Below are 21,711 nucleotides of genomic sequence, written 5' to 3' on the forward strand. Positions count from 1 at the left end.
TCTTGGCCCCGCCGCGGGGCCACACCAGCTGACCAAAGGGAGGTCAGGGCGAGGCGACCTTCTCGGGGTCGGGTTCCGGCGCCGGGTCGGGCGACGGCCCGGGATCGGCGGCCGCCGCCTCGTCGGCCGGGGGCGGCGGGCTGCCCAGCGACCGGCGCAGCAGCTGCGCGACGTCCAGCACCTGCACGTCCTCGCGCGCCTCGCCCTCGCCGACCTTCGCCGCGACCGCGTCGGACAGCATGACCATGCAGAACGGGCAGGCGGTCGAGATGACGTCCGGGTCGAGCCCGAGGGCCTCGTCGGTGCGCTCGACGTTGATCCGCTTGCCGATCTTCTCCTCCATCCAGAACCGCGCGCCGCCGGCGCCGCAGCAGAAGCCGCGTTCCTTGCAGCGATGCATCTCCTGCGACCTCAGGCCCTGGATGGCGCCGAGCACCTCCCGCGGCGGCGTGTAGACCTTGTTGTGCCGGCCGAGGTAACAGGGGTCGTGGTAGGTGACCAACTTGTCGATCGGCTCGACCGGCGTCAGCCGGCCGTCGGCGACGAGACGGCCGAGCAGCTGGGTGTGGTGGATGACCTCGTAGTGCCCGCCCAGCTGGGAGTACTCGTTCGCCAGGGTGTTGAAGCAGTGCGGGCAGGTGGCCACGATCTTCAGCGGCCCGGCGCGCTCGACCGAGTTGAGCGTCTCGACGTTCTGCATCCCCTGCATCTGGAACAGGAATTCGTTGCCGAGCCGGCGCGCCGGGTCGCCGGTGCAGGACTCGGCCTGGCCCAGGACGGCGAACTCGACGCCCGCGGTGTGCATGAGCTCGGCGAAGGCCACCGTCACCTTGCGGGAGCGGTCCTCGAGCGCGCCGGCGCAGCCCACCCAGAACAGGTAGTCGATGTCGGCGTCGAGCCTGGTGCCGGGCTCGGCGCGGCGCACGTCGAAGGAGAGCTCGTTCATCCACTCGTCCCGGCCGCTGTTGGCCATCCCCCACGGATTGCCCTTGTTCTCGATGTTGCGCAGCATGACGCCGGCTTCGGACGGGAACGCGGACTCGATCAGCACCTGGTAGCGGCGCATGTCGACGATGTGGTCGATGTGCTCGATGTCCACCGGACACTGTTCCACGCACGCGCCGCAGGTGGTGCACGACCACAGCACGTCGGGGTCGATCACGCCGCCTTCTTCGGCCGTGCCGACCAGCGGGCGCAGCGCCTGCTCGATGCCGGAGCCCTGGACGCGTTCGAAGCCTGACTCCGGCACGCCGTGGAGGTGCTCGACGCCCTCATCCGTGAAGCTAGGCGTGGCGCCCTCGGGCACCTCCTTGCCGAAGATGTACGGCGCCTTCGCGAACAGGTGGTCGCGCAGGTTCATGATCACGAGCTTCGGGGACAGCGGCTTGTCGGTGTTCCAGGCGGGGCACTGCGACTGGCAGCGGCCGCACTCGGTGCAGGTCGCGAAGTCGAGGTAGCCCTTCCAGCCGAAGTCCTCGATCTTGCCCTTGCCGAAGACGGTGTCCTCGGACAGGTTCTCGACGTCGGCGAAGTCGATCGGCTGACCCTCTGCGTCGGTGACGGGCAGCAGCCCTCCCAGCGCGTCGGGCTCGCGCTTGGTCAGCACGTTCAGCGGCGCCGTCGCGATGTGCAGGTGCTTCGAATACGTCACCAGGATTGTGAACCCGAAGATGACGGCCATCTGCGCCAGGAGGAAGAACGTCTCGACGCCCTGGTTGTAGGCCCCCGTCCCGAGCGCCTTCGCCACGAGATAGGACGCAAACGCCCACTTCGACTGGCCGAAGGGCAGATGACCGGTGTTGAACTGCGCGCCGCGGTAGAGCAGCAGCGTGATCACGACGAGCCCGATCATGCCGAGGACCGCCCACGCGGGGCCGGTGTGGGAGCCGTAGAAACGGCTGCCACGGTGCTTGCGCTGGGGCGCGTTGCGCACCCGGTTCACGGCGAAGTAGGAGATGCCGAGCAGCACCGCGACGGCGAAGAAGTCCTCGAAGAAACCAAGCCAGCGGGCGTGGCCGAAGAACGGGAACGCGAAGTCCTGGCTGATCACCAGCGCGCCGAAGGCCTCGACGATCGTCAGGCCGAGGACGACGAAGCCCCAGAACGTGAAGAAGTGCGCGATGCCCGGCGCGTTCCACTTCAGCAGCCGTTTCTGACCGAAGACCTCGATGACCTGGTCGCGGGCGCGTTCCTTGATGTCGTCGGTGCGCCCGAGCACCGGCCGTCCGGATCGGATCAGCCGCACGAGCCACGCGATGCGGCGCCCGGCGATCGCCACGGTGACGAACAGCATGCCCAGCGCCAATCCGATCCGCAGCCAGCCCGGAAAGGTGTAATCCCAGTCGAGGATCCGTCCGTAGGCGACGGTGTGCTGCACGTGCGCTCCCAGGTGCGAGTGGGCGGGCGTGATCGAGTGCGAGCGTATTCGTTATTACGTCCAAGTAACCGAACCCGAGGTCGCTGGATGTGGCTCGCGGCACTCGGCGGCCGCGGCCTGCCGGATGGCGGCCTGGCGAACCGGGCAAATCACGCGTATTTCACCGTCGGCTCGGTCACGGCAAGGTGTCGATTTTCGCTTTTCCTACTGGCTGGGTGGCCATTGCCATCGGCGGTGTGATTGCCTAATCCATCCAGACGCCCTGGGGTCATCGGATTCCCACGGAACAAGCACCGGAGGACGTCTTGAGCGCGACCGTCTACACCTGCACGCCTGGTCATCCAGGAGATCGCCCGTGATCCGTCTCGAATCGGTCACCAAGCGCTACCCGGACGGCACGATCGCCGTGAACTCGCTGGACCTGACCGCGCCGTCCGGGCAGATCACCGTCTTCGTCGGACCGTCCGGCTGCGGCAAGACGACGTCGCTGCGCATGATCAACCGGATGATCGAGCCGACGTCGGGGCGGATCTGGCTGGACGACCGCGACGCCGCCAGCGTCAAGCCCGCCGAGCTGCGCCGCGGCATCGGCTACGTGATCCAGCACGCTGGGCTGTTTCCGCACCGCACCGTCCTGGACAACGTGGCCACCGTCCCGCTGCTGTTGGGCCAGGACAAGAAGAAGGCCCGTGCCCGCGCGCAGGAGCTGCTCGAGCGCGTGGGCCTCGATCCGGCGTTCGCCAAGCGCTACCCGGCCCAGTTGTCCGGCGGCCAGCAGCAGCGTGTCGGTGTCGCCCGCGCCCTTGCCGCCGACCCGCCGGTGATGCTGATGGACGAGCCGTTCAGCGCCGTCGACCCGGTCGTGCGCGAGCAGCTGCAGAACGAGTTCTTGCGCCTGCAAGGCGAGCTCGGCAAGACGATCGTGTTCGTCACCCACGACATCGACGAGGCCATCAAGCTCGGCGACAAGGTGGCCGTGCTGCGCGTCGGCGGCACGCTCGCGCAATTCGCCAGCCCGGCTGAGCTCTTGTCGCAGCCGGCGGACGCGTTCGTCGCCGGCTTCGTCGGCCGCGACCGCGGTTATCGCGCACTCGGCTTCGCCCGCAGCGGCGTCCTGCCGCTGTCCGACGAGCAGGCAGTGGCGCTCGGCAGCTCGATCCGCGCCGCGCGCGACGTCGCGGTCGACGGTTGGGCGCTGGTCGTCGACGGCGGGCGCCGGCCGCAGGGCTGGCTGGCAGTCGACGGCGGCGACCGCGACGCAGCGCTCGGCGACATCACGCCCGATCTGCTCAACCTGGGCGGCACGCTGGCCGGCGTCGGCGGGACGCTGCGCGAGGCCCTCGACGCCGCGCTGTCCTCACCCAGCGGGCGCGGCGTGGTGGTGGACGACGACGGCTCGTTCGCCGGCACGGTGACCGCCGCCGAGGTGCTCGCCCGCATCGAAGAGCGCTCAGCGCAGACCCGCCGAGAAGCCGTCGAGACGGCCGGCGCCAGGTACGCCGAGCTGCAGCGCGCCGACAGCGGTGCTCCGGTCGAGGTCGGAAAACACGCTGGCGGCGGCGCGCACGCGGCCAGCGCCGCGCAGAGCGCCGATCCGGCGACGTGAGCGCCGACAGCTCGCCCTGGCACGTCTGGGGCTACTTCATGGACCACCGGTCCGACGACCTGCGCTTCCTCTGGGACCACGTCTATCTGTCGCTGTTGCCAGTTGTCTTCGGGCTGATCATCTCGCTGCCGTTGGGCTATCTCGCCCGCCGGTACCGGTGGACCTATCCGCCGATCATCTCGATCACCGGGCTGCTCTACACGATCCCGTCCATCGCGCTGTTCGTCGTCATCCCGCCGGTGTTCGGACTCAGCCCGCTCGACCCCAAACAGGTGCCGATCGCGCTGACGATCTATTCGGTCGCGTTGCTGACCCGGGTGGTCGCTGACGGGCTGTCCTCGGTCTCGGAGGAGACGCTGCTCGCCGCGACCGCGATGGGGTACGGCCGGCTGCGGCGCCTATTCGGGGTCGAGCTGCCGATCGCGGCGCCGGTCATCGCCGCCGGGCTGCGCGTCGCGACGGTGTCCAATGTCAGCCTGGTCGCTGTGGCCGGCACGATCGGCATGGACAACCTCGGCCGGCTGTTCGACATCGGCAAGCAGTTGTCGACGCCGGTGCCGTACTACCCGCCGATCGTGCTCGGCATCGTGCTGTGCGTGGCGCTTGCGCTCGTCTTCGACGCGGCGATCGTCGTGGGCAACCGGTTGTTGACGCCGTGGCGACGGGCGGTGGCGCGGTGAGCGCCAACGTTTTCACCTGGCTGAACGACCCTGCCCACTGGCACGACCGGCCCGCGGACTCCTTCGTCGGAATTCCGTCCCAGCTGTTCGCGCACCTGCGGTACTCGGGCATCGCGCTGGCGATCGCGCTGGCGATCGCGCTGCCGATCGGCTTGGCGATCGGGCACACCGGCCGCGGCTCGCCGGTCGTGTCGTTCGTCAACGCGGTGCGCTCCATCCCCACCGTGGGCCTGCTGGTCCTGCTCGCAGTGATCATCTCGCCGCACTTCTTCGGTCGCACGGACCTCGGCTTCCTCATCCCGACCGAAATCGTGCTGGTGCTGATCGCCATTCCGGCGATCCTCGCCAACACCTACGCGGGCGTGGACAGCGTCGAGCCGGGGGTGCGCGACGCCGCCCGCGGCATGGGCATGACGGGCAGTCAGGTGCTGTGGCGCGTCGAGTTCCCGAACAGCCTGCCGTTGATCTTCTCCGGTTTCCGCAGCGCCACGCTGCAGGTGATCGCAACCGCCACGATCGCGGCCTATTTCCCGCTCGGCGGTCTCGGTCGCTTCATCTACGACGGCTTCGCGCAGCAGGATTTCCCGCAAATGGTCAGTGGCGGCGTGCTCGTCGCGCTGCTGGCCGTGCTGGTCGATCTCCTCCTGTCACTTGTCCAGCGCGTGGCCGTATCCCGGGGAGTGTCCGGACGCTTCAGCAGCAGCAAGCGCGGCGCGCCGGCCACGCAGTCGAGCGACCCGGCCTCCGCCGCCATTCGCCGCGAGGAGGTTGCGACCACCTGATCCGTCCGCACGACCGACTACCCGCACGACCGACTACCTGCATGAGCGCGCGACGACGTCCGCGCTGACGAATGAGGAGACACATTGACCCGCACGTTCACCCGACTGGCGGTCGCCACCGCGGCGGCCGCAGCTTCGGCGCTGCTACTCAGCGCCTGCGGCAGTTCCGGCTCGAGTTCTGGGGGCTCCGGCCCGAGTTCCAGCTCCGGCTCGTCCGACACCGCCTCGGCGCCGGCGGCGAAGACCGGCACGATCGCGTCCAAGCTCATTCTGGGCGGCCCGCCGGAGTTCAAGACCCGAGTCGACGGCCTGCCTGGGCTCGCCAAGAATTACGGCGTCACGTTCCAGAAGTTCACCGTCACCGACGTCGGCGGACCGATCACCGTCAACGCGCTGAAGAACGGCCAGGTGGACGCCGCCGACCTGTTCACCACCGACCCGTCGATCAAGGCGAACAACTTCGTCGCCCTCGCCGACCCGAAGAGCAACTTCAACGCGCAGAACGTGCTGCCGCTCATCGAGAAGTCGAAGGCGACGGCCGGCGTGAAGCAGGTTCTCGACTTCATCTCGTCCAAGCTGACGACCGAGGCGCTCCTCGACCTGGACACCCAGGTCCAGCTCAACAAGGTGGACCCGGACAAGGCCGCTCGGGCGTACCTGCAGACCCTGAACCCGCCGACCACCACACCGGCCAAGGGCGTCACGATCACTGTCGGGTCGGCGAACTTCCCGGAGAACGAGACCCTCGCCGACATCTACGCCGACGCGCTGTCCGCCGCCGGCGCCACGGTCAGCAAGAAGCTGAACATCGGCAGCCGGGAGAAGTACATCCCGGCGCTGCAGAGCGGCGACATCAACCTGATCCCCGAGTACAGCGGCGTGCTGCTGCAGTACTTCGACAAGACCTCGACTGCCGCCAGTTCCGCGGACGTGTTCGCGGCGCTGCAGAAGGCGCTGCCGAGCAAGCTCGAGGTGCTGACCCAGTCTCAGGCGCAGGACAAGGACGCGATCGTGGTCACCGCCGCGACCGCGGCGAAGTACGGCCTGAAGTCGATCGCGGACCTCGCCAAGACGTCCTGACCGACCCGCAACCGCTTGTCCGCCCCGCGCGCCGCTGGCGCGTGGGGCGGCTGGCTCTAAGCCTCCCGCGCGCGCGTGACCGCCCGTGAGTGGTCACTTTCGCCTCTCAGTGGTCGTCTGCACACGACCACTGATCCGCGGAAGTGACCACTGAGCGGCAGGGCGGCGCGCGGGCGGGCTGTGCGACGATGACCGGCGTCATGGCTGTCGCGTCCACCGCCGCACCCGCCGCCGACGCGCGGCTGGCGCGCCTCCCGGCCCGACGGGCGGCGTCGGGTCTGCGCCTGCCTCGCCTCATCGGGCTGACCCCGCTGTTGGTCGCGGTGCTGAACGCGGCGGCGTTCGTGCTGGTGCGCCCCGACGTCAACGACCTGTGGGCCGCTCGCGCCCGAGCGTCGGCCGTCAATCACGGTGTCGGCCTGACGTATTGGTTCAGCTGGTTCGGCGGTGGCGCGACGCCGGGCAACTACTCGGTCGTCAGCCCGTACCTGTGCGCGTGGATCGGCACCGAGCTGGTGGGCGCGCTGTCCGCCGTGGCGGTCACGGCGCTCGTCATGCTGCTCGTCCGCGACCTGCGGCACCCGGCGGCGGCCGGTGCGGTCGTGTGCGTCGCCGCGGCGGCGAACCTCTGGAGCGGCCGCGTGCCGTTCCTGCTCGGCTCGGCGCTGGCCGTCGGCGCGCTGCTGGCCCTGCGCGCGCGGCGTCGGACGCCGACCATCGCCTTGACGCTGCTCAGCATCCTCGCCTCGCCGGTGGCCGGGGCGTTTCTCCTGCTCGGCGTCTCGGGCACGTTCCTCACCACCCGCACCAAGAGCTGGCGGCCGATCGTCGGCTATGCGGCCGGCACGGCGGCCTTCGCGCTGATCGCGGTGGCCCTCGCGTTCGGCGCGCCCGGCCCGGAGCCGTACTCCGTGACGTTGGCCGTGCAGATCCTGGCCGGCCTGGCCCTGATGTGGGTCGCCCGGCCGCCGGACCATCTGCGCACCACCCTGCTGGTATCCGCGCTCGCGGGCGTCGCGTTGTGGCTCGTGCCGAACGGAATGGGCTCGAACTTCGCCCGCTTCGTCTGGTTCTGCCTGCCGGTCGCGGTCGTGGCGACGAGCCGCCGACGCGCCTGGGTGCTGCTGCTGACCGTGGCGCCGCTGGTCGGATACGGCAGCTGGCAGACGGTCGTGGATCTGCGCAATGCTGCGCGCCCAGTCTCCTCAGTCGATTACTACAAGCCGCTCGCGACCCGCTTGGCCGCTATCCCGAACCTGCAGAACTACCGCGTCGAGGTCGTCAATCATGGCGCGCACGCCGGCTATGACGCGTTGCTGCCGTACGCCTCGCTCGCCCGCGGCTGGGAGACGCAGGCGGACCTGTCGCTGAACAAGGCGTTGAACCTTGACCCACTGCCGCCGACGACCTACAAGGTGTGGCTGGACAACAACGCGGTCGGCTATGTGGCGCTGCCGTCGGCCATGGTCGGCGGCTCTCCGGAGTACCGGTTGGTGCAGGCCGGCGCGCCCTACCTGCACAAAATCTGGCAGGACGCGGACTGGCAGTTGTTCACGGTGCGGCACCCGACCGCGATCGTGGGCGCGCCAGCCCGGTTGGTGGCGCACAGCCAGTCGACCATGACGATCTCGATCCCGTGCGCCTGCCGGGTCGCGGTGCGGGTGCGCTGGTCGAAATTCTTGGACGCGGCCACCCAGCCGGCGCCCGAGCGCCGGACGAGCACCGCGCAGCCCTCGCAGGCCACGCTGCCGCCGCCCGAGCCGATCGTTGCGAAGGTGTCCGACGACGGCTTCGGCTGGACGCAGCTCACGACCACCCAGCCGGGGGTCTACACGATGAGCGGCAGCATCAGCGGCATCGTCCGCTGACCGGCCCCATCGCAGGTTGCGAACCTTCCCGGGGTGGAGTGACTCGGGTCACAGCCAATGTCGGGAACTTGAGCGCCCCTGACTCAGTTCTTTTGACAGTGGCTTCCTCCAGGACGCACCATCGAGGACGAGCCAGGCGAACCAAGAACCATTAGATCTAGGAATTGGAGCTTCCCATGGCACGAGCGGTCGGCATCGACCTCGGCACTACCAACTCCGTCGTCGCGGTCCTCACCGGCGGCGAGCCGGAGGTCATCGCGAACTCGGAAGGCTCGCGGACCACGCCCAGCGTCGTGGCGTTCGCGAAGAACGGCGAAGTGCTGGTCGGCGAGGTCGCGAAGCGCCAGGCCGTCACCAACATCGACCGCACCATCCGCTCGGTCAAGCGCCACATGGGCGACACCAGCTGGAAGGTCGACATCGACGGCAAGTCCTACACCCCCCAGGAGATCAGCGCGCGCGTGCTGCAGAAGCTCAAGCGCGACGCGGAGTCCTACCTCGGCGAGACGATCACCGACGCCGTGATCACCGTCCCCGCGTACTTCAGCGACTCCGAACGGCAGGCCACCAAGGAGGCCGGCACGGTCGCCGGCCTGAACGTGCTGCGGATCGTCAACGAGCCGACCGCGGCCGCCCTGGCCTACGGCCTGGACAAGGGCGAGACCGAGCAGACGATCCTGGTCTTCGACCTCGGCGGCGGCACCTTCGACGTGTCCCTGCTCGAGATCGGCGACGGCGTCATCGAGGTCAAGGCCACCAGCGGTGACAACCACCTCGGCGGCGACGACTGGGACCAGCGGATCATCGACTGGCTGGCCGACAAGTTCAAGGCCGCGCACGGCATCGACCTGACCAAGGACAAGATGGCGATGCAGCGGCTGCGCGAGGCCGCCGAGAAGGCCAAGATCGAGCTGTCCAGCAGCAACCAGACCTCGATCAACTTGCCCTACATCACCCAGGACGCCGAGAAGAACCCGCTGTTCCTCGACGAGGCGCTGTCCCGCGCGGAGTTCCAGCGCATCACCGGCGACCTGCTCGAGCGCACCAAGGCCCCGTTCCAGAGCGTCATCAAGGACGCCGGCATCAGCCTGAGCCAGATCGACCACGTCGTGCTGGTGGGCGGATCGACCCGCATGCCGGCCGTCAGCGATCTGGTCAAGGAGCTCACCGGCGGCAAGGAGCCGAACAAGGGCGTCAACCCGGACGAGGTCGTCGCCGTCGGCGCCGCGCTGCAGGCCGGCGTGCTCAAGGGCGACGTGAAGGACGTCCTGCTGCTCGATGTCACCCCGCTGTCCCTCGGCATCGAGACCAAGGGCGGGATCATGACGAAGCTGATCGAGCGCAACACCACGATCCCGACGAAGCGTTCGGAGATCTTCACGACCGCCGACGACAACCAGGGCAGCGTGCAGATCCAGGTCTATCAGGGCGAGCGCGACATCGCGGCCTACAACAAGAAGCTCGGCATGTTCGAGCTGACCGGCCTGCCGCCGGCGCCGCGCGGCGTCCCGCAGATCGAGGTCAGCTTCGACATCGACGCGAACGGCATCGTGAACGTCTCGGCCAAGGACCTTGCGACCAACAAGGAACAGGGCATGACGATCACCGGCGGCTCGGGCCTGTCGAAGGACGAGATCGACCGGATGATGAAGGACGCCGAGTCGCACGCCGAAGAGGACCGCCGCCGCCGGGACGAGGCGGAGATCCGCAACACCGCCGAGTCGCTGCAGTTCACCACCGAGAAGTTCCTGGCCGACAACGGCGACAAGCTGCCCGAGGACAAGCGCGGCGAGCTGCAGACCGCGGTCGAGGAGCTGAAGAAGACGCTTGAGGGCGCCGACTTCGAGGCCATCAAGGCCGCCCAGGAGAACGTCTCCCGAATCGCCTCCGAGGCCGGCGGCGCCATGTACGCCGCGGCTCAGGCGGCCACCGGCGAGACCGGCGCCCCTGGCGCGGGTCCTGACGGCACCGCCGCTGACGACGGTGTCGTGGACGCCGAAGTGGTGGACGAGGGCGACGACAAGTGAGTTCCGAATCGCGACCGGACACCGAGTTCGAACCGGAACGCGTCGTGATCCGGGACAACCGCAAGATCGACAGAGACGCCGCGGCAGCCACACCAGCGGCGGGCGGGACGGCTGGCGACAGGTCGGCCCCGCCCGCCGAGCCGGCCGCGGCGTCGCCAGCAGAGGACGAGACCGTGCCCAAGGCTGAGGCGTTGCTGCTCGAGGAGCGCACGCGCGACCTGCAGCGGGTGTCGGCGGAATACGCCAACTACCGCAAGCGCGCCGAGCGCGACCGGCTGGCCGCCGGCGAGCTCGCCATCGGCCGCGCGCTGGCCGAGCTGCTGCCGGTCGTCGACGACCTCGACCGGGCCGAGGCGCACGGCGACCTGACCGGCCCGCTCAAGGCGGTCGCCGACAAGCTCGAGGCCGCGTTCGCGAAGCTCGGCCTGGTGGCCTTCGGCGAGGTGGGCGACCCGTTCGACCCCGCGCTGCACGAGGCCGTCATGCACGACGAAAGCGACGACGTCGCTCTTCCGACGTGCACGACGGTGCTGCGGCCCGGTTACAAGCACCACGAACGCCTGCTCCGCCCCGCCATGGTCGGCGTGACGGACCCGGCCACCCCGACCACCCCGGTCGCCTCGCCTGTCGACAGCGTGTCCGCCGCGGACGGCGGCTCGACGGTGGACAGCGACGCTGTCTCCGACCCCGCCGCTGACGCAGCCCAACAGGGCTGACCGCCGAACCGCTAGACCGCCGAACCGCTAGACCGCCGCCCGCTGAACCACCAGCGCGCCCGAAGCGACGACCCGAGAGGCAGGTGACCCGGATGAGCCAGAAGGACTACTACGAGAAGGACTACTACCGGGCCCTCGGCGTCGCCAAGGACGCGTCTGCCGCGGAGATCAAGAAGGTCTACCGCAAGCTCGCCCGCGAGTTGCACCCGGACAAGAACCCGGGCGACGCGAAGGCCGAGGCTCGGTTCAAGGAGGTCTCCGAGGCCTACGACACGCTTGCGGACCCCGCGAAGCGCAAGGAGTACGACGAGGCGCAGGCGCTGTTCGCCGGCGGGGGGCCGGGCGCTGGCGGTTTCGGGGGCTTCGGCGGTTTCGGCACGCCTGGCGGCCCGGCCGGCGCCGGCGGCCGCTTCGACATGTCCGATCTGTTCGGCGGCGGCGGCGCCGGCGGCGCTGGCGGCAACCTGAACGACCTTTTCGACGGCCTCTTCGGCGCCGGCGCGGGCCGGACCGGCGGCCGGGCGAGCGCGCCGGCAAAGGGCGCCGACATGACAGCCGAGATCACCCTCGGCTTCGACGAGGCGGTGCGCGGCACGACGCTGCCGCTGCGGCTGTCCGGCCCCGCGGCCTGCTCGACCTGCCACGGCAGCGGCGCCCGGCCGGGAACGTCCCCCCGCACCTGCCCCACCTGCGGCGGCGCCGGCCATGTGAACCGCAACCAGGGCGCCTTCGGATTCAGCGAGCCCTGCCGCGATTGCCGCGGCACCGGTCGGCTGATCGACGACCCGTGCCCTGAGTGCGCCGGCAGCGGCGTGACGACGCAGACCCGCACGGTGCACGTCCGCATCCCGGCCGGCATGCGCGACGGCGCGAAGATCCGCGTCGCCGGCCAGGGCGCGCCCGGCTCGGTGGGTGCGCCCGCAGGCGACCTGTTCGTCACGGTCCATGTCACCGGCCACGAGCTGTTCGGCCGCGCCGGCGACGATCTGACCCTCACCGTGCCGATCACGTATGCCGAGGCCACGCTCGGCACGACGTTGCGGGTGCCGACGCTCGACAGCTCGGTCGCCGTGCGGGTCACCCCGGGCACGCCGTCCGGCCGGACGCTGCGGGTGAAAGGACGCGGCGTGCCCGGCAGATCCCGCACCGGCGACCTGCTGGTGACCGTCGAGGTCGCGGTGCCGCAGAACCTCAGCTCCGACGCCCGCGACGCGCTGGAGAAGTACGCGGCCACGCAGGCCGACGATCCTCGACCGCAGATCACCGCCGCCGTCGCCGCGGCCGCCGCGCGGAGCACCCACCATGGCTGACCGCCGCCGGACGCCGTCGTCGGACGTGCCGGAAGACGCGCCGGTCTTCGTGATTTCGGTGGCCGCCGAGCTCGCCGGCATGCACGCCCAGACCCTTCGCCAGTACGACCGGCTCGGTCTGGTCACGCCCGGCCGGACCGGCGGCGGGGGGCGCCGCTACTCCGCGCGCGACGTCGCGCTGCTCCGCGAGGTGCAGCGGCTGTCCCAGCTCGAGGGCGTCAACCTCGCCGGGATCAAGCGGATCATCGAACTCGAGTCGCAGGTCGACGCGCTGCGCGCCAAGGTCGCGGAACTGGCGGCCGAGCTGGACCACGCGCAGGCCGAGCTCGGGGTGCGGCGAGGGCCATCGACCGCGCTCGTGGTGTGGCAGCCACAGGCCCGTCGACGCTGACCGCGTCGACTGCCAGGTGTCCCAAGTCACACGACCCGGCTAATCAGTGCCGTGCCGGCTGTAGCTCGCCGCGACACGACCGTCTCACCGTCGGCCGGAGGCTCGGATAACTCCTGCCACACACTGAGCTTGGTTTCCCGAGCTCATGAGCATGGGATCCGCGCGCGTTCATCGGCGCGAGGAGCACGTGCCTTGCAGATCGCAGCGTCCGATGATTCTCACCAAGATCAAACGCAGTACCGGGCTTTTCGGACATTGCCGGCTGCGGGTGTATGGGGAACGTAATGTCCGGCGTGTCGTTTGACGACGGCGACTGACACACCTGTTGCCCGTCGAACACGCCGCAGCGCGGGAGATCGGTCCTGACGTTGCGCACGGGCCGTCGCCGTCCAGGGTCGACGGCGTCGCGGTCGGCGTTCGCGTGGGGTTGCGCCAAGATCAAGAGTCGACGTCCACGCGCCATGCTGGTGAAACATTCGGGTCGATCTCGTTAAATCTGGGCCGCAATTGCCGATGCTTGGGATGTGATCATCGCCGCGATCGTGTTGGCCGTCCTGGCCGGCGATCTCGTGCTCGCGGTCGGCTTCGGCCACCTGCTGCGCCGGGCCGCTGGCCGCTGCCGCCCGGCCGTCGACCTGGACAACAACTGGTCGAAGTCCCACCCGCAGGCAGTCCGCGCCCGCGTCACGGCCTGACTGGCGGCGTTCGACTCCACCGCGTTCGCGCCGCCCGCCTCGATCACCGCCGCTGTCGCCGTGCCCGCGGTCGGGCAAACCTGAGCGGAACACACTCAAGTTCTCATCCGTTGTGCTGATGGCCGGCTGCCGCTCCTGGCGTCCCGGCGACACAATCGCACTGATGGATGGACTGGACACATGGACCTGACCACGCGCAGCACGCAGGCGGTGAACAGCGCCGTTCGGACAGCCGCCGAGCGTGGCAACCCCGCCGTCGAGCCCGCGCACCTCGCGGTCGCGCTGCTCGACGACGCCGAGACCCTCGCCCGGCCGCTATTGCAGGCGGTGGGCGCCGACCCGCTCGCGGTTCGAGCCGAGCTGTCCGCGCTGCTCGACAGGCTGCCCTCGGCCACCGGCGCCTCCGTCGCCGCGCCGGCGGCCTCGCGCGCCATGCTCGCCGTGCTCAGCGCGGCGGAGAAAGAGGCACGCGACCGGTCGGATGAGTTCGTCTCGGCTGAGCACCTGCTGCTCGCCCTAGCCGGCAGCACTGCCGAGGTCGCGGCAGTGCTGCGCAATCGAGGCGCCACCCCGGCCGCGCTCGACGACGCGCTCGCCTCCGTCCGCGGCTCTGCGCGGGTGACCACGGCCGACCCCGAGGGCACCTTCCAGGCTCTGGAGAAGTACGGCAACGACCTCACCGCGGCGGCGCGCGAGGGCAAGATCGACCCGGTCATCGGCCGCGACTCGGAGATCCGGCGGGTCGTGCAGGTGCTCAGCCGGCGCACCAAGAACAACCCGGTGCTGATCGGCGAGCCCGGCGTCGGCAAGACCGCCGTCGTCGAAGGCCTCGCCCAGCGGATCGTCGCGCGCGACGTGCCCTCCTCGCTGCAGGGCAAGCGGCTGATCTCCCTCGACCTCGGCGCCATGATCGCCGGGGCGAAGTACCGCGGCGAGTTCGAAGAGCGGCTGAAGGCCGTCCTCACCGAGATCAAGGACTCCGGTGGTCAGGTGATCACCTTCATCGACGAATTGCACACCGTCGTGGGGGCGGGCGCGACCGGCGAAGGCGCAATGGATGCCGGCAACATGCTCAAGCCGATGCTGGCCCGCGGCGAGCTGCGGCTCGTCGGCGCCACGACTCTCGACGAGTACCGCGAGCGGATCGAGAAGGATCCCGCCCTGGAGCGGCGCTTCCAGCAGGTGCTGGTGGCCGAGCCGTCCGTCGAGGACACCGTCGCGATCCTGCGCGGGCTGAACGCCCGCTACGAAGCCCACCACCAGGTGCAGATCGCCGACGGCGCGCTCGTCGCGGCGGCGACGCTCGCCGACCGCTACATCACCTCCCGATTCCTGCCGGACAAGGCGATCGACCTGGTGGACGAGGCGGCCAGCCGGCTGCGGATGGAGATCGACTCGCGACCGGTCGAGATCGACCAGCTGCAACGCGCTGTCGACCGGCTGACGATGGAGGAACTCGCGCTGAGCAAGGAGACCGACCCCGCGTCGGTCGACCGGCTCGCCCGGCTGCGCGCCGAGCTGGCCGACGACCAGGAGGAGCTCGACGCGCTCAACCTGCGCTGGGAGCGGGAGAAGTCCGGGCTGAACCGGGTCGGCGAGCTGAAGAAGCAGCTTGACGAGCTGCACGGCCAGATCGAGCGCGCCCAGCGCGACGGCGACCTCGAGACCGCGTCCCGGCTGCAGTACGGCGAGCTGCCGAAGCTCGAACGAGAGGTCGAGGCGGCGAGCGCGGCCGAGACGCAGACCGACGCGCTGGTCAAGGAAGAGGTCACCGCCGACGACATCGCCGACGTCGTGTCCGCCTGGACCGGCATCCCCGCCGGCCGGTTGCTGGAGGGCGAAACCGCCAAGCTGCTGCACATGGAGGACGCGCTCGGCAACCGCGTCATCGGGCAGCGGCCGGCGATCCAATCGGTGTCCGACGCGGTGCGCCGCGCGCGGGCCGGCATCGCGGACCCGAACCGACCGACCGGCTCGTTCCTGTTCCTCGGCCCCACCGGCGTCGGCAAGACCGAGCTCGCGAAGGCGCTCGCCGGCTTCCTGTTCGACGACGAGCGCGCGATGGTGCGCATCGACATGAGCGAGTACTCCGAGAAGCACTCGGTGGCCCGGCTCGTCGGCGCGCCGCCGGGCTATGTCGGCTACGACGAGGGCGGCCAGCTGACCGAGGCCGTTCGCCGTCGGCCGTACACCGTCGTGCTGTTGGACGAGGTCGAGAAGGCGCATCCGGACGTCTTCGACATCCTGCTCGCGGTGTTGGACGACGGCCGGTTGACCGACGGGCAGGGTCGCACCGTCGACTTCCGCAACACGATGCTGATCCTGACGTCCAACCTCGGTTCCGCGGCGCTGGTCGCCGAGCTGCCCGGCGAGGTGAAGCGGGACGCGGTGCTTGCGGTCGTGCGCGAGCACTTCAAGCCGGAGTTCCTCAACCGCCTCGACGACATCGTGGTGTTCGACGCGTTGACCACCGAGGACCTGACCCGGATCGTCGACATCCAGGTCGCCGGCCTCGCCGCGCGGCTGTCCGCGCGCCGGCTGGCGCTTGATGTCACGCCCGCCGCCCGTGAGTGGCTGGCGCTGAACGGGTTCGACCCGTTGTACGGCGCGCGGCCGCTGCGCCGGCTGGTGCAGACGTCGATCGGCGACGCCCTGGCCAAGAAGCTGCTCAGCGGCGAGATCCGGGACGGCCAGACCGTGCGGGTGGACGCGCTGGACGACCGGTCCGGGCTGCACATCGACGCCACGCCCGCGCCGAACACCGCCGGGTGACCGACGAGCCAGGTCAGGCCCGGCCGGCCGACCCGCTCGGCGTGCTGGCGATCGTCGTCGGGTGCGTGGGCATCGTGGTGTTCGGCTTCGTGCTGGCCATCGTGACCGCGGTGCTGGCCTCGGCCGCAGGCGCGAAGGCCCGCGAGGAGAAGCGGCCGCTCGACAACGCCTACCTTGCGTTCGGCCTGGCCGTGCTCGACGGGATCGTGTTCCTCGTCCTGCACTTCCGCTTCAACCTGCCGGCCTGGGCCGGCTGATCAGCGCCCGGCCAGCCAGCGGCCGCCGGTGGGCGTGAACGCCAGGCTCGCGCCGACGACGGCGAGCGCCGCGAACAGCAACGCGTAGAACATCAACGCGGCGAGCCCGTCGTAGCGTCCGGCGAACCGGAAGCCCCAGTACAGCGACGCGACTACGGTGATCCCCGCCGCGACTGCGTACAGCGCCCGCCCGGTCAGGCTGCGGTTAGACATCGCGACGCTGCCGCCGATGAACAGGCCGGCGGCCAGCAGATTGGCGATGCCGGCGACCACGAACTCGCCGCCCAACGACGTGGTCCCGGTCGAGAGCTCGGCGTCGTTCACCACCGACGCGCCCGCGAACACGAAGATCGCGGCCAGGATGAGCAGCCCGCCGGTGACATAGCCGAGGACGGCGGCCGCGGTCAGCGTCCCAGGCCGGCCGGGGCCGGGGTTGGCGTAACCGTACGGATTCGCGCTCGGATAGGCGTACGGGTTGCCCGGCGGCGGTGGATAGCCCGGGTAAGCGCCGCCCGGATACGGCCCGGCGTATGGATTCTGGGCGTAAGGATTCTGCGCGTGCGGGCCGACGTAGGGATTCTGGGCGTACGGATCGCCGACGTAGGGGGCCGTTGGCGGCGGCCCGGCGTACGGCTGCTGGCCGGGATCGCGGAACTCGGGATCGGTCACTCTTCGCTCCGGGTCAGACGTGGTCGCGAATGCACGTCTGGAAATTCGGATCGTTGCCGTTGTCGAAGCCGCCGCACTTGCCCGCGACGTGGAACGCGAACACGGTGAACGCGATCGTGGCCACCAGGCCCACGGCCGTGCAGGCCAGCCCCGCGACGGCGAGGCTTCGGCCGGCGCCCTGGCGCCGCTTGCTTGCCGACAGCCCGAGCAGGCCGAAGATCAAGCCGAGGATGATGAAGATCGCGTCGAAGAAGACGAACCACGACAACAGGATCGAGACGATGCCGAGCACCAGCGCGGCCGTGGCCTTGCCGTTTCCGGCAGGCGGCGGATAGCCGGTGTAGTAGGGCGGCGGCGCGGCCCCGTAACCCCCCGGATACGGCGGCGGAAACTGCGCTCCGTACGGGCCGGGCTGCGATCCGTAGGGCGGCGCGCCTGGCCCCGGGCCGGCTGGCGTGGCCGGCGGGACCGGCGGCACCGGCTCGGGCACGTAGCCCGGCGGCGCGTATTCCGGCGGGATCGGCCGGTCGGGCTTGCCGAACCGGTAGGGGTCGAACGGGGCCTCCTGGCCGCCGGACTTGCCCAGGTCGACGCCGGGCAGGTCCTCGCCGCCAGGGCGCTCGGCGCCGCTGTCCCGGTCTGACGGTGTCGTCATGGGGCGGACCTCCCCTTCCCAGTTCGCCAGCCCGGTTCGCGGCGCTGCACCCGCTGATGTGCTTCGTCCGCGGACTCTAATGCGTGCGGCAGCCGGCTGCCGCCTGCTTGTGGGCGACGAGTGCCGAGTCGTGAGCTCGCACGTACACTCCCCCGGTGACCGACGCGAGCTCCGAACCGCCCCGGACAGTGTCCATGAGCAAGAACGGCGCCGGCGGCGGCGCGAGTCCTGCGCGACGCACGCCGCCACGGCAGGTGTTGCTCGCCTGCTCGGCCATCGCGCTGTCCGCGCTCGCGGCGGTCATCGCCTCCCTCACGCTGCTGACCGGCACGATCGGCCAAGCGACGCCCGTCGCGAAGCAGGACGACTGCAAGGTCACCGGCGGCAGCGGCGTCAAAGGCTGGCTGTACAAGGGCCTGTGCAACACGGAGAACAAGGCCAACAACAAGGCCACGAAGTCCAAGAAGCTGACGACGCAACAGTTCCTCGACCACATCCACGGTCAGATCGGCCAGGCGCAGAAGGGCCTGCTGATCTCGACCATCGTCTTCGGCCTGGTGCTCGCCCTGGTCGCCTGGGCGGCCTACCGCGGGCGGTACTGGGCGCGGTGGGGCGTGCTCGGCGTCTGGTTCGTCGCGACGCTCACCGGCACGATCTACGGCATCTCCTCGCTGCTGTCGGTCGGCAGCGACGTGCCCGCCGCCTACAAGGCCCCGTCGTTCCTCGCCGCGCTATTCCTGCTGGCCGCCGTGATCCTCACGAACCTGCGGCCGAGCGCGGAGTACTTCGCGCTTTCCCGGCCGGCCCCGCGGCCCGGGCAACCGGCCCGGCGCGGGCTGTTCGCGCCCCGGCCCGCGGCCGGCGGCGCTGCGGCCGGCGGCCCGTCGCGCGATCGCGGCGCGTCGAAGACGTCCAGCGGGAACTCGCCGACGAAGGACTTCGCGACGACCGCGCCGGTCGACCGCTCGCGCACCAAGAAGCGCGCGAACAACGCGGCCGTGGCCAAAGGCGCGGAATTGGCCCGAACCCGCGCGAAGGCCGCCAGCAAGTCGCGCCGCACCGACGGCTGAGCGGCCATGCCGACCGCGCTGGTCACCGGCGCCTCGGCTGGGCTGGGCGCGGAGTTCGCGCGGCAGCTCGCCGGCCGCGGCTACCACCTCGTGCTGGTCGCGCGCGACGCCGACCGGCTGTCTGCCGCCCAGAACGCGTTGCCCGCCTCCGTCGAGGTGCTGCCGGCCGACCTCGCCACCGATGACGGCTGCGCCGCGGTAGCCGCACGGCTGGGCAAGGGCGACGTCGACCTGCTCGTCAATAACGCCGGCATCGGCACCTATCGGCCGTTCGGCGTCGCCGATCTCGCGCTGGAGGAGCGCCAGCTCGACCTCAACGTGCGCGCCGTCCTGCGGCTCACCCATGCCGCGGTGCGGGCGATGACCGACCGCGGCTCGGGCCGGATCCTCAACGTGTCGTCCGTGGCGGGCTTCGTCCCGCGCGGCGGCAACGCGACGTATTCGGCGAGCAAGGCGTGGGTGACGATGTTCAGCGAGGCGCTGTCCATCCAACTGCAGGGCACCGGCGTGACGGTCACCGCCGTCTGTCCCGGGTTCACGCACACCGAGTTCCACGAACGCGCCGGCGCGGACATGTCGAACGTCGGCGGCCGGATGTGGTTGTCGGCCGATCAGGTCGTGCGCGACGGTCTCGCGGACACCCTGGTGGGCAAGCCCGTGTCGGTGCCCAGTAGGCGGTATCAGGCGTTGGTCGCCGCCGCGCGCACCCTGCCGAGGCCGGTGCTGCGGGCGGTCGCGGCCCGGCGTGGTCTGTAGCGGCGGGTCCGGCCCGTCATGCCGCATGGACGCCATGACGGCCCCAGAGCATGACGCGCGCAGAGCATGACGGCGGCAGCGACGACGCCGCGGCCGAGGTCGGCGTCGGACCGCATCCCCAGCCATGGCCGGACGACCCGCGCCTCGACCCGGAACTGCTGCGCGACGGCGACCGCCGCAACGTCGGCGACCGCTACCGCTACTGGACGGTCGAGGCGATCGTCGCCGAGCTCGACACTCGGCGGCACCCGTTCGCCGTCGCGATCGAGAATTGGCGGCACGACCTGAACATCGGCACGGTGGTGCGCACGGCGAACGCCTTCAACGCTCGCGAGGTGATCGTGGTGGGCAACCGGCGGTGGAACCGGCGCGGGGCGATGGTGACCGACCGCTACCTGCACATCCGGCACGTGCCGACGGCGGCGGACCTGGCGGACTACGCGTCGCAGGCCGGGTACGTGATCGTCGCCGTCGACAACCTGCCGGGCTCGACGCCGCTGGAGACGACGCCGCTGCCACGCGAGGCGCTGCTGCTGTTCGGCCAGGAGGCCAGCGGGCTGAGCGACCAAGCGCGCGAGGCGGCGCAGCTGGTCTGCTCGATCGCCCAGTACGGCTCGACGCGCTCGATCAACGCCGGCGTCGCGGCCGGCATCGCCATGCACGCCTGGATCCGCCAGCACGCCGACCCGCCGCAGTGAGCTCCGTGGGTCGTCGACAGGTCATTCGCGGGCGAGCAGGTATCGGCCGAAGTGCGGCACCGTGAACGCGATCTTGCCGCGCTGGCCGGAGTAGACGAGGCCCTTCTTCAGCAGCCCGTCCCTCGCTGGCGACAGCGACTGCGCCGGCCGGCCCAGCGATTCGGCCACCGCGGCCGTCGGCACCCCGCCGGCGGCGTCCCCCGTGTGCGAGCTGTCCATCGTGGCGTCCGCCGACCCGGCGTCGGCGCCCTGGCCGTCGTGCGCCGCGAGGTCCGCCATCGCCCGCAGGTACTCGCGTTCGGCCGGCGTCGCCCGTTCGTAGCGTGAGCCGAAGAAGCCGACCGCCAACTCGTGGTCGGCCTCGGGCGCGGCGACGGCGACATCGCGCGCGGTGATCGGCGATCGCGGCGCTGCGTCCCACGCCGCCTTGCCGTACGCCTGCACGAAGTAGGGGTAACCGCCGGTGACCTCGTACATCGCGTCGAGCGCGTCGTCGGTGAAGTCGGCGTCCTCGCCGCGGGCCGGCGCGCGCAACGCGATCTCGGCCGCCGCGCGGTCGAGCCGGTCGATGCGGGCGTAGCGGAACAGCCGCTCGGAGTACGACTTCGCCGCGGACAGCACCGTCGGCAGGTGTGGCAGCCCGGCGCCGACCACGACCAGCGGCAGGTCCTGCTGGGAGATCTCGTGGCAGGCGGCGCACAGCGCGGAGACGTCGTCCGCGGCGAGATCCTGCATCTCGTCGAGGAACAGCGCGACGCCGTGCCCGCTGCTGCCGGCGAGCCCGGCGACGTCGGTGAGCAGTTCCACCAGGTCGATCTCGATGTCGCCCGAGTCCGCACGGCCCACGACGGCCGGCACGTCGATGCCCGGCTGCCACTGCCGGCCCTTGGCGCCCGGCGCGCGCTGGGCGAAGGACTTCACCACGCCCAGCACATGCGCGGCCTCGTCCGGATGCCGGCCGGCCAGCTCGCGCACGGCCAGATGCAACGCGCCGGCAAGCGGTCGGCGAATCGACTGGTCCGGCCGCGCCTCGAGCTTGCCGGTGCCCCAGCCGCGCCGCACCGCCGCCGAGCGCAGCGCGTTGAGCAGCACCGTCTTGCCCACGCCGCGCAGACCGGTGAGCACGACCGAGCGCTCGGGCCGGCCTCGAGCAACCCGCTCGAGCAGCACGTCGAAGGACGCAAGCTCGCCGTCGCGGCCGGCGAGTTCGGGCGGCCGCTGCCCCGCGCCGGGCGCATAAGGGTTACGGACCGGATCCACGCTGGAGACTGTATGGCGATGTCTAGGGCGCTTCCGAGATTT

19 protein-coding genes are annotated in these 21,711 nt (G+C 70.6%); 15 read left to right on the forward strand and 4 right to left on the reverse strand.

The features are described 5' to 3' along the window. Positions 1-43 precede the first annotated feature (43 nt). Positions 44-2,317, reverse strand: coding sequence for a (Fe-S)-binding protein (locus ACFFBG_RS09735; RefSeq protein ID WP_375478175.1), 2,274 nt, complete (start codon positions 2,315-2,317; stop codon positions 44-46). A gap of 415 nt (positions 2,318-2,732) precedes the next feature. Here ACFFBG_RS09735 and ACFFBG_RS09740 point away from each other — a divergent pair, with 415 nt between their 5' ends. The 12 genes from ACFFBG_RS09740 (at position 2,733) to ACFFBG_RS09795 (ending at position 16,561) form a co-directional block, all read left to right on the forward strand. Continuing rightward, complete coding sequence (locus tag ACFFBG_RS09740; protein WP_375478067.1) at positions 2,733-3,983, forward strand: ABC transporter ATP-binding protein; 1,251 nt, start codon at positions 2,733-2,735, stop codon at positions 3,981-3,983. 38 nt (positions 3,984-4,021) lie between these two features. Next, the gene (locus ACFFBG_RS09745) at positions 4,022-4,663 is read left to right on the forward strand and encodes an ABC transporter permease (RefSeq protein WP_375478177.1); all 642 of its coding nucleotides are present in this window, start codon (positions 4,022-4,024) and stop codon (positions 4,661-4,663) included. Further along, positions 4,660-5,445, forward strand: coding sequence for an ABC transporter permease (locus ACFFBG_RS09750; protein ID WP_375478069.1), 786 nt, complete (start codon positions 4,660-4,662; stop codon positions 5,443-5,445). The genes ACFFBG_RS09745 and ACFFBG_RS09750 overlap by 4 nt, the downstream gene beginning before the upstream one ends. Before the next feature lie 84 nt (positions 5,446-5,529). After that, positions 5,530-6,525 (forward strand): glycine betaine ABC transporter substrate-binding protein, encoded by a 996-nt coding sequence (locus ACFFBG_RS09755; RefSeq protein ID WP_375478071.1) that lies wholly within the window; start codon positions 5,530-5,532, stop codon positions 6,523-6,525. 188 nt (positions 6,526-6,713) lie between these two features. Next, on the forward strand, positions 6,714-8,393 hold the full coding sequence (locus ACFFBG_RS09760; RefSeq protein ID WP_375478073.1) for a hypothetical protein: 1,680 nt from the start codon (positions 6,714-6,716) through the stop codon (positions 8,391-8,393). Positions 8,394-8,569: 176 nt separating this feature from the next. Then, positions 8,570-10,420 (forward strand): molecular chaperone DnaK, encoded by a 1,851-nt coding sequence (gene dnaK / locus ACFFBG_RS09765; protein ID WP_375478075.1) that lies wholly within the window; start codon positions 8,570-8,572, stop codon positions 10,418-10,420. Next, the gene (locus ACFFBG_RS09770; protein WP_375478077.1) at positions 10,417-11,136 is read left to right on the forward strand and encodes a nucleotide exchange factor GrpE; all 720 of its coding nucleotides are present in this window, start codon (positions 10,417-10,419) and stop codon (positions 11,134-11,136) included. Before dnaK ends, ACFFBG_RS09770 begins: the two co-directional genes overlap by 4 nt. Positions 11,137-11,228: 92 nt before the next feature. Further along, on the forward strand, positions 11,229-12,446 hold the full coding sequence (dnaJ, locus tag ACFFBG_RS09775; protein ID WP_375478079.1) for a molecular chaperone DnaJ: 1,218 nt from the start codon (positions 11,229-11,231) through the stop codon (positions 12,444-12,446). Beyond that, positions 12,439-12,837, forward strand: a complete 399-nt coding sequence (locus tag ACFFBG_RS09780) for a heat shock protein transcriptional repressor HspR (protein WP_375478081.1) — start codon at positions 12,439-12,441, stop codon at positions 12,835-12,837. Before dnaJ ends, ACFFBG_RS09780 begins: the two co-directional genes overlap by 8 nt. 524 nt (positions 12,838-13,361) lie before the next feature. Continuing rightward, positions 13,362-13,532, forward strand: a complete 171-nt coding sequence (locus ACFFBG_RS09785) for a hypothetical protein (protein ID WP_375478083.1) — start codon at positions 13,362-13,364, stop codon at positions 13,530-13,532. Between the two features lie 180 nt (positions 13,533-13,712). Then, on the forward strand, positions 13,713-16,304 hold the full coding sequence (gene clpB, locus ACFFBG_RS09790) for an ATP-dependent chaperone ClpB (protein ID WP_375478085.1): 2,592 nt from the start codon (positions 13,713-13,715) through the stop codon (positions 16,302-16,304). Then, complete coding sequence (locus tag ACFFBG_RS09795; RefSeq protein WP_375478087.1) at positions 16,301-16,561, forward strand: hypothetical protein; 261 nt, start codon at positions 16,301-16,303, stop codon at positions 16,559-16,561. Before clpB ends, ACFFBG_RS09795 begins: the two co-directional genes overlap by 4 nt. Here ACFFBG_RS09795 and ACFFBG_RS09800 read toward each other — a convergent pair whose 3' ends face one another. Both ACFFBG_RS09800 and ACFFBG_RS09805 read right to left on the reverse strand, forming a co-directional pair. Further along, positions 16,562-17,230 (reverse strand): hypothetical protein, encoded by a 669-nt coding sequence (locus ACFFBG_RS09800; RefSeq protein WP_375478088.1) that lies wholly within the window; start codon positions 17,228-17,230, stop codon positions 16,562-16,564. It lies immediately after the preceding gene. 13 nt (positions 17,231-17,243) lie between these two features. After that, positions 17,244-17,885, reverse strand: coding sequence for a hypothetical protein (locus ACFFBG_RS09805; RefSeq protein ID WP_375478090.1), 642 nt, complete (start codon positions 17,883-17,885; stop codon positions 17,244-17,246). A gap of 155 nt (positions 17,886-18,040) precedes the next feature. On the opposite strand from ACFFBG_RS09805, the gene ACFFBG_RS09810 reads away from it, so the two are divergent. Genes ACFFBG_RS09810 through ACFFBG_RS09820 form a run of 3 tightly spaced genes read left to right on the forward strand, consistent with a single transcriptional unit; the run spans position 18,041 to position 20,409 of the window. After that, a complete protein-coding gene (locus tag ACFFBG_RS09810; protein ID WP_375478092.1) occupies positions 18,041-18,955 on the forward strand; it encodes a hypothetical protein in 915 nt (304 codons plus the stop codon). Between the two features lie 6 nt (positions 18,956-18,961). Further along, positions 18,962-19,711 (forward strand): SDR family NAD(P)-dependent oxidoreductase, encoded by a 750-nt coding sequence (locus ACFFBG_RS09815; protein ID WP_375478093.1) that lies wholly within the window; start codon positions 18,962-18,964, stop codon positions 19,709-19,711. Positions 19,712-19,761: 50 nt separating this feature from the next. Next, positions 19,762-20,409 (forward strand): TrmH family RNA methyltransferase, encoded by a 648-nt coding sequence (locus tag ACFFBG_RS09820; RefSeq protein WP_375478095.1) that lies wholly within the window; start codon positions 19,762-19,764, stop codon positions 20,407-20,409. 21 nt (positions 20,410-20,430) lie between these two features. On the opposite strand, the gene ACFFBG_RS09825 is transcribed toward ACFFBG_RS09820, so the two are convergent. Further along, positions 20,431-21,669, reverse strand: a complete 1,239-nt coding sequence (locus ACFFBG_RS09825; RefSeq protein WP_375478097.1) for an ATP-binding protein — start codon at positions 21,667-21,669, stop codon at positions 20,431-20,433. Positions 21,670-21,711: the final 42 nt, after the last annotated feature.

Origin of the sequence: uncultured Jatrophihabitans sp. (genome assembly GCF_964251945.1) — a bacterium.
GTDB lineage: Bacteria > Actinomycetota > Actinomycetes > Mycobacteriales > Jatrophihabitantaceae > Jatrophihabitans.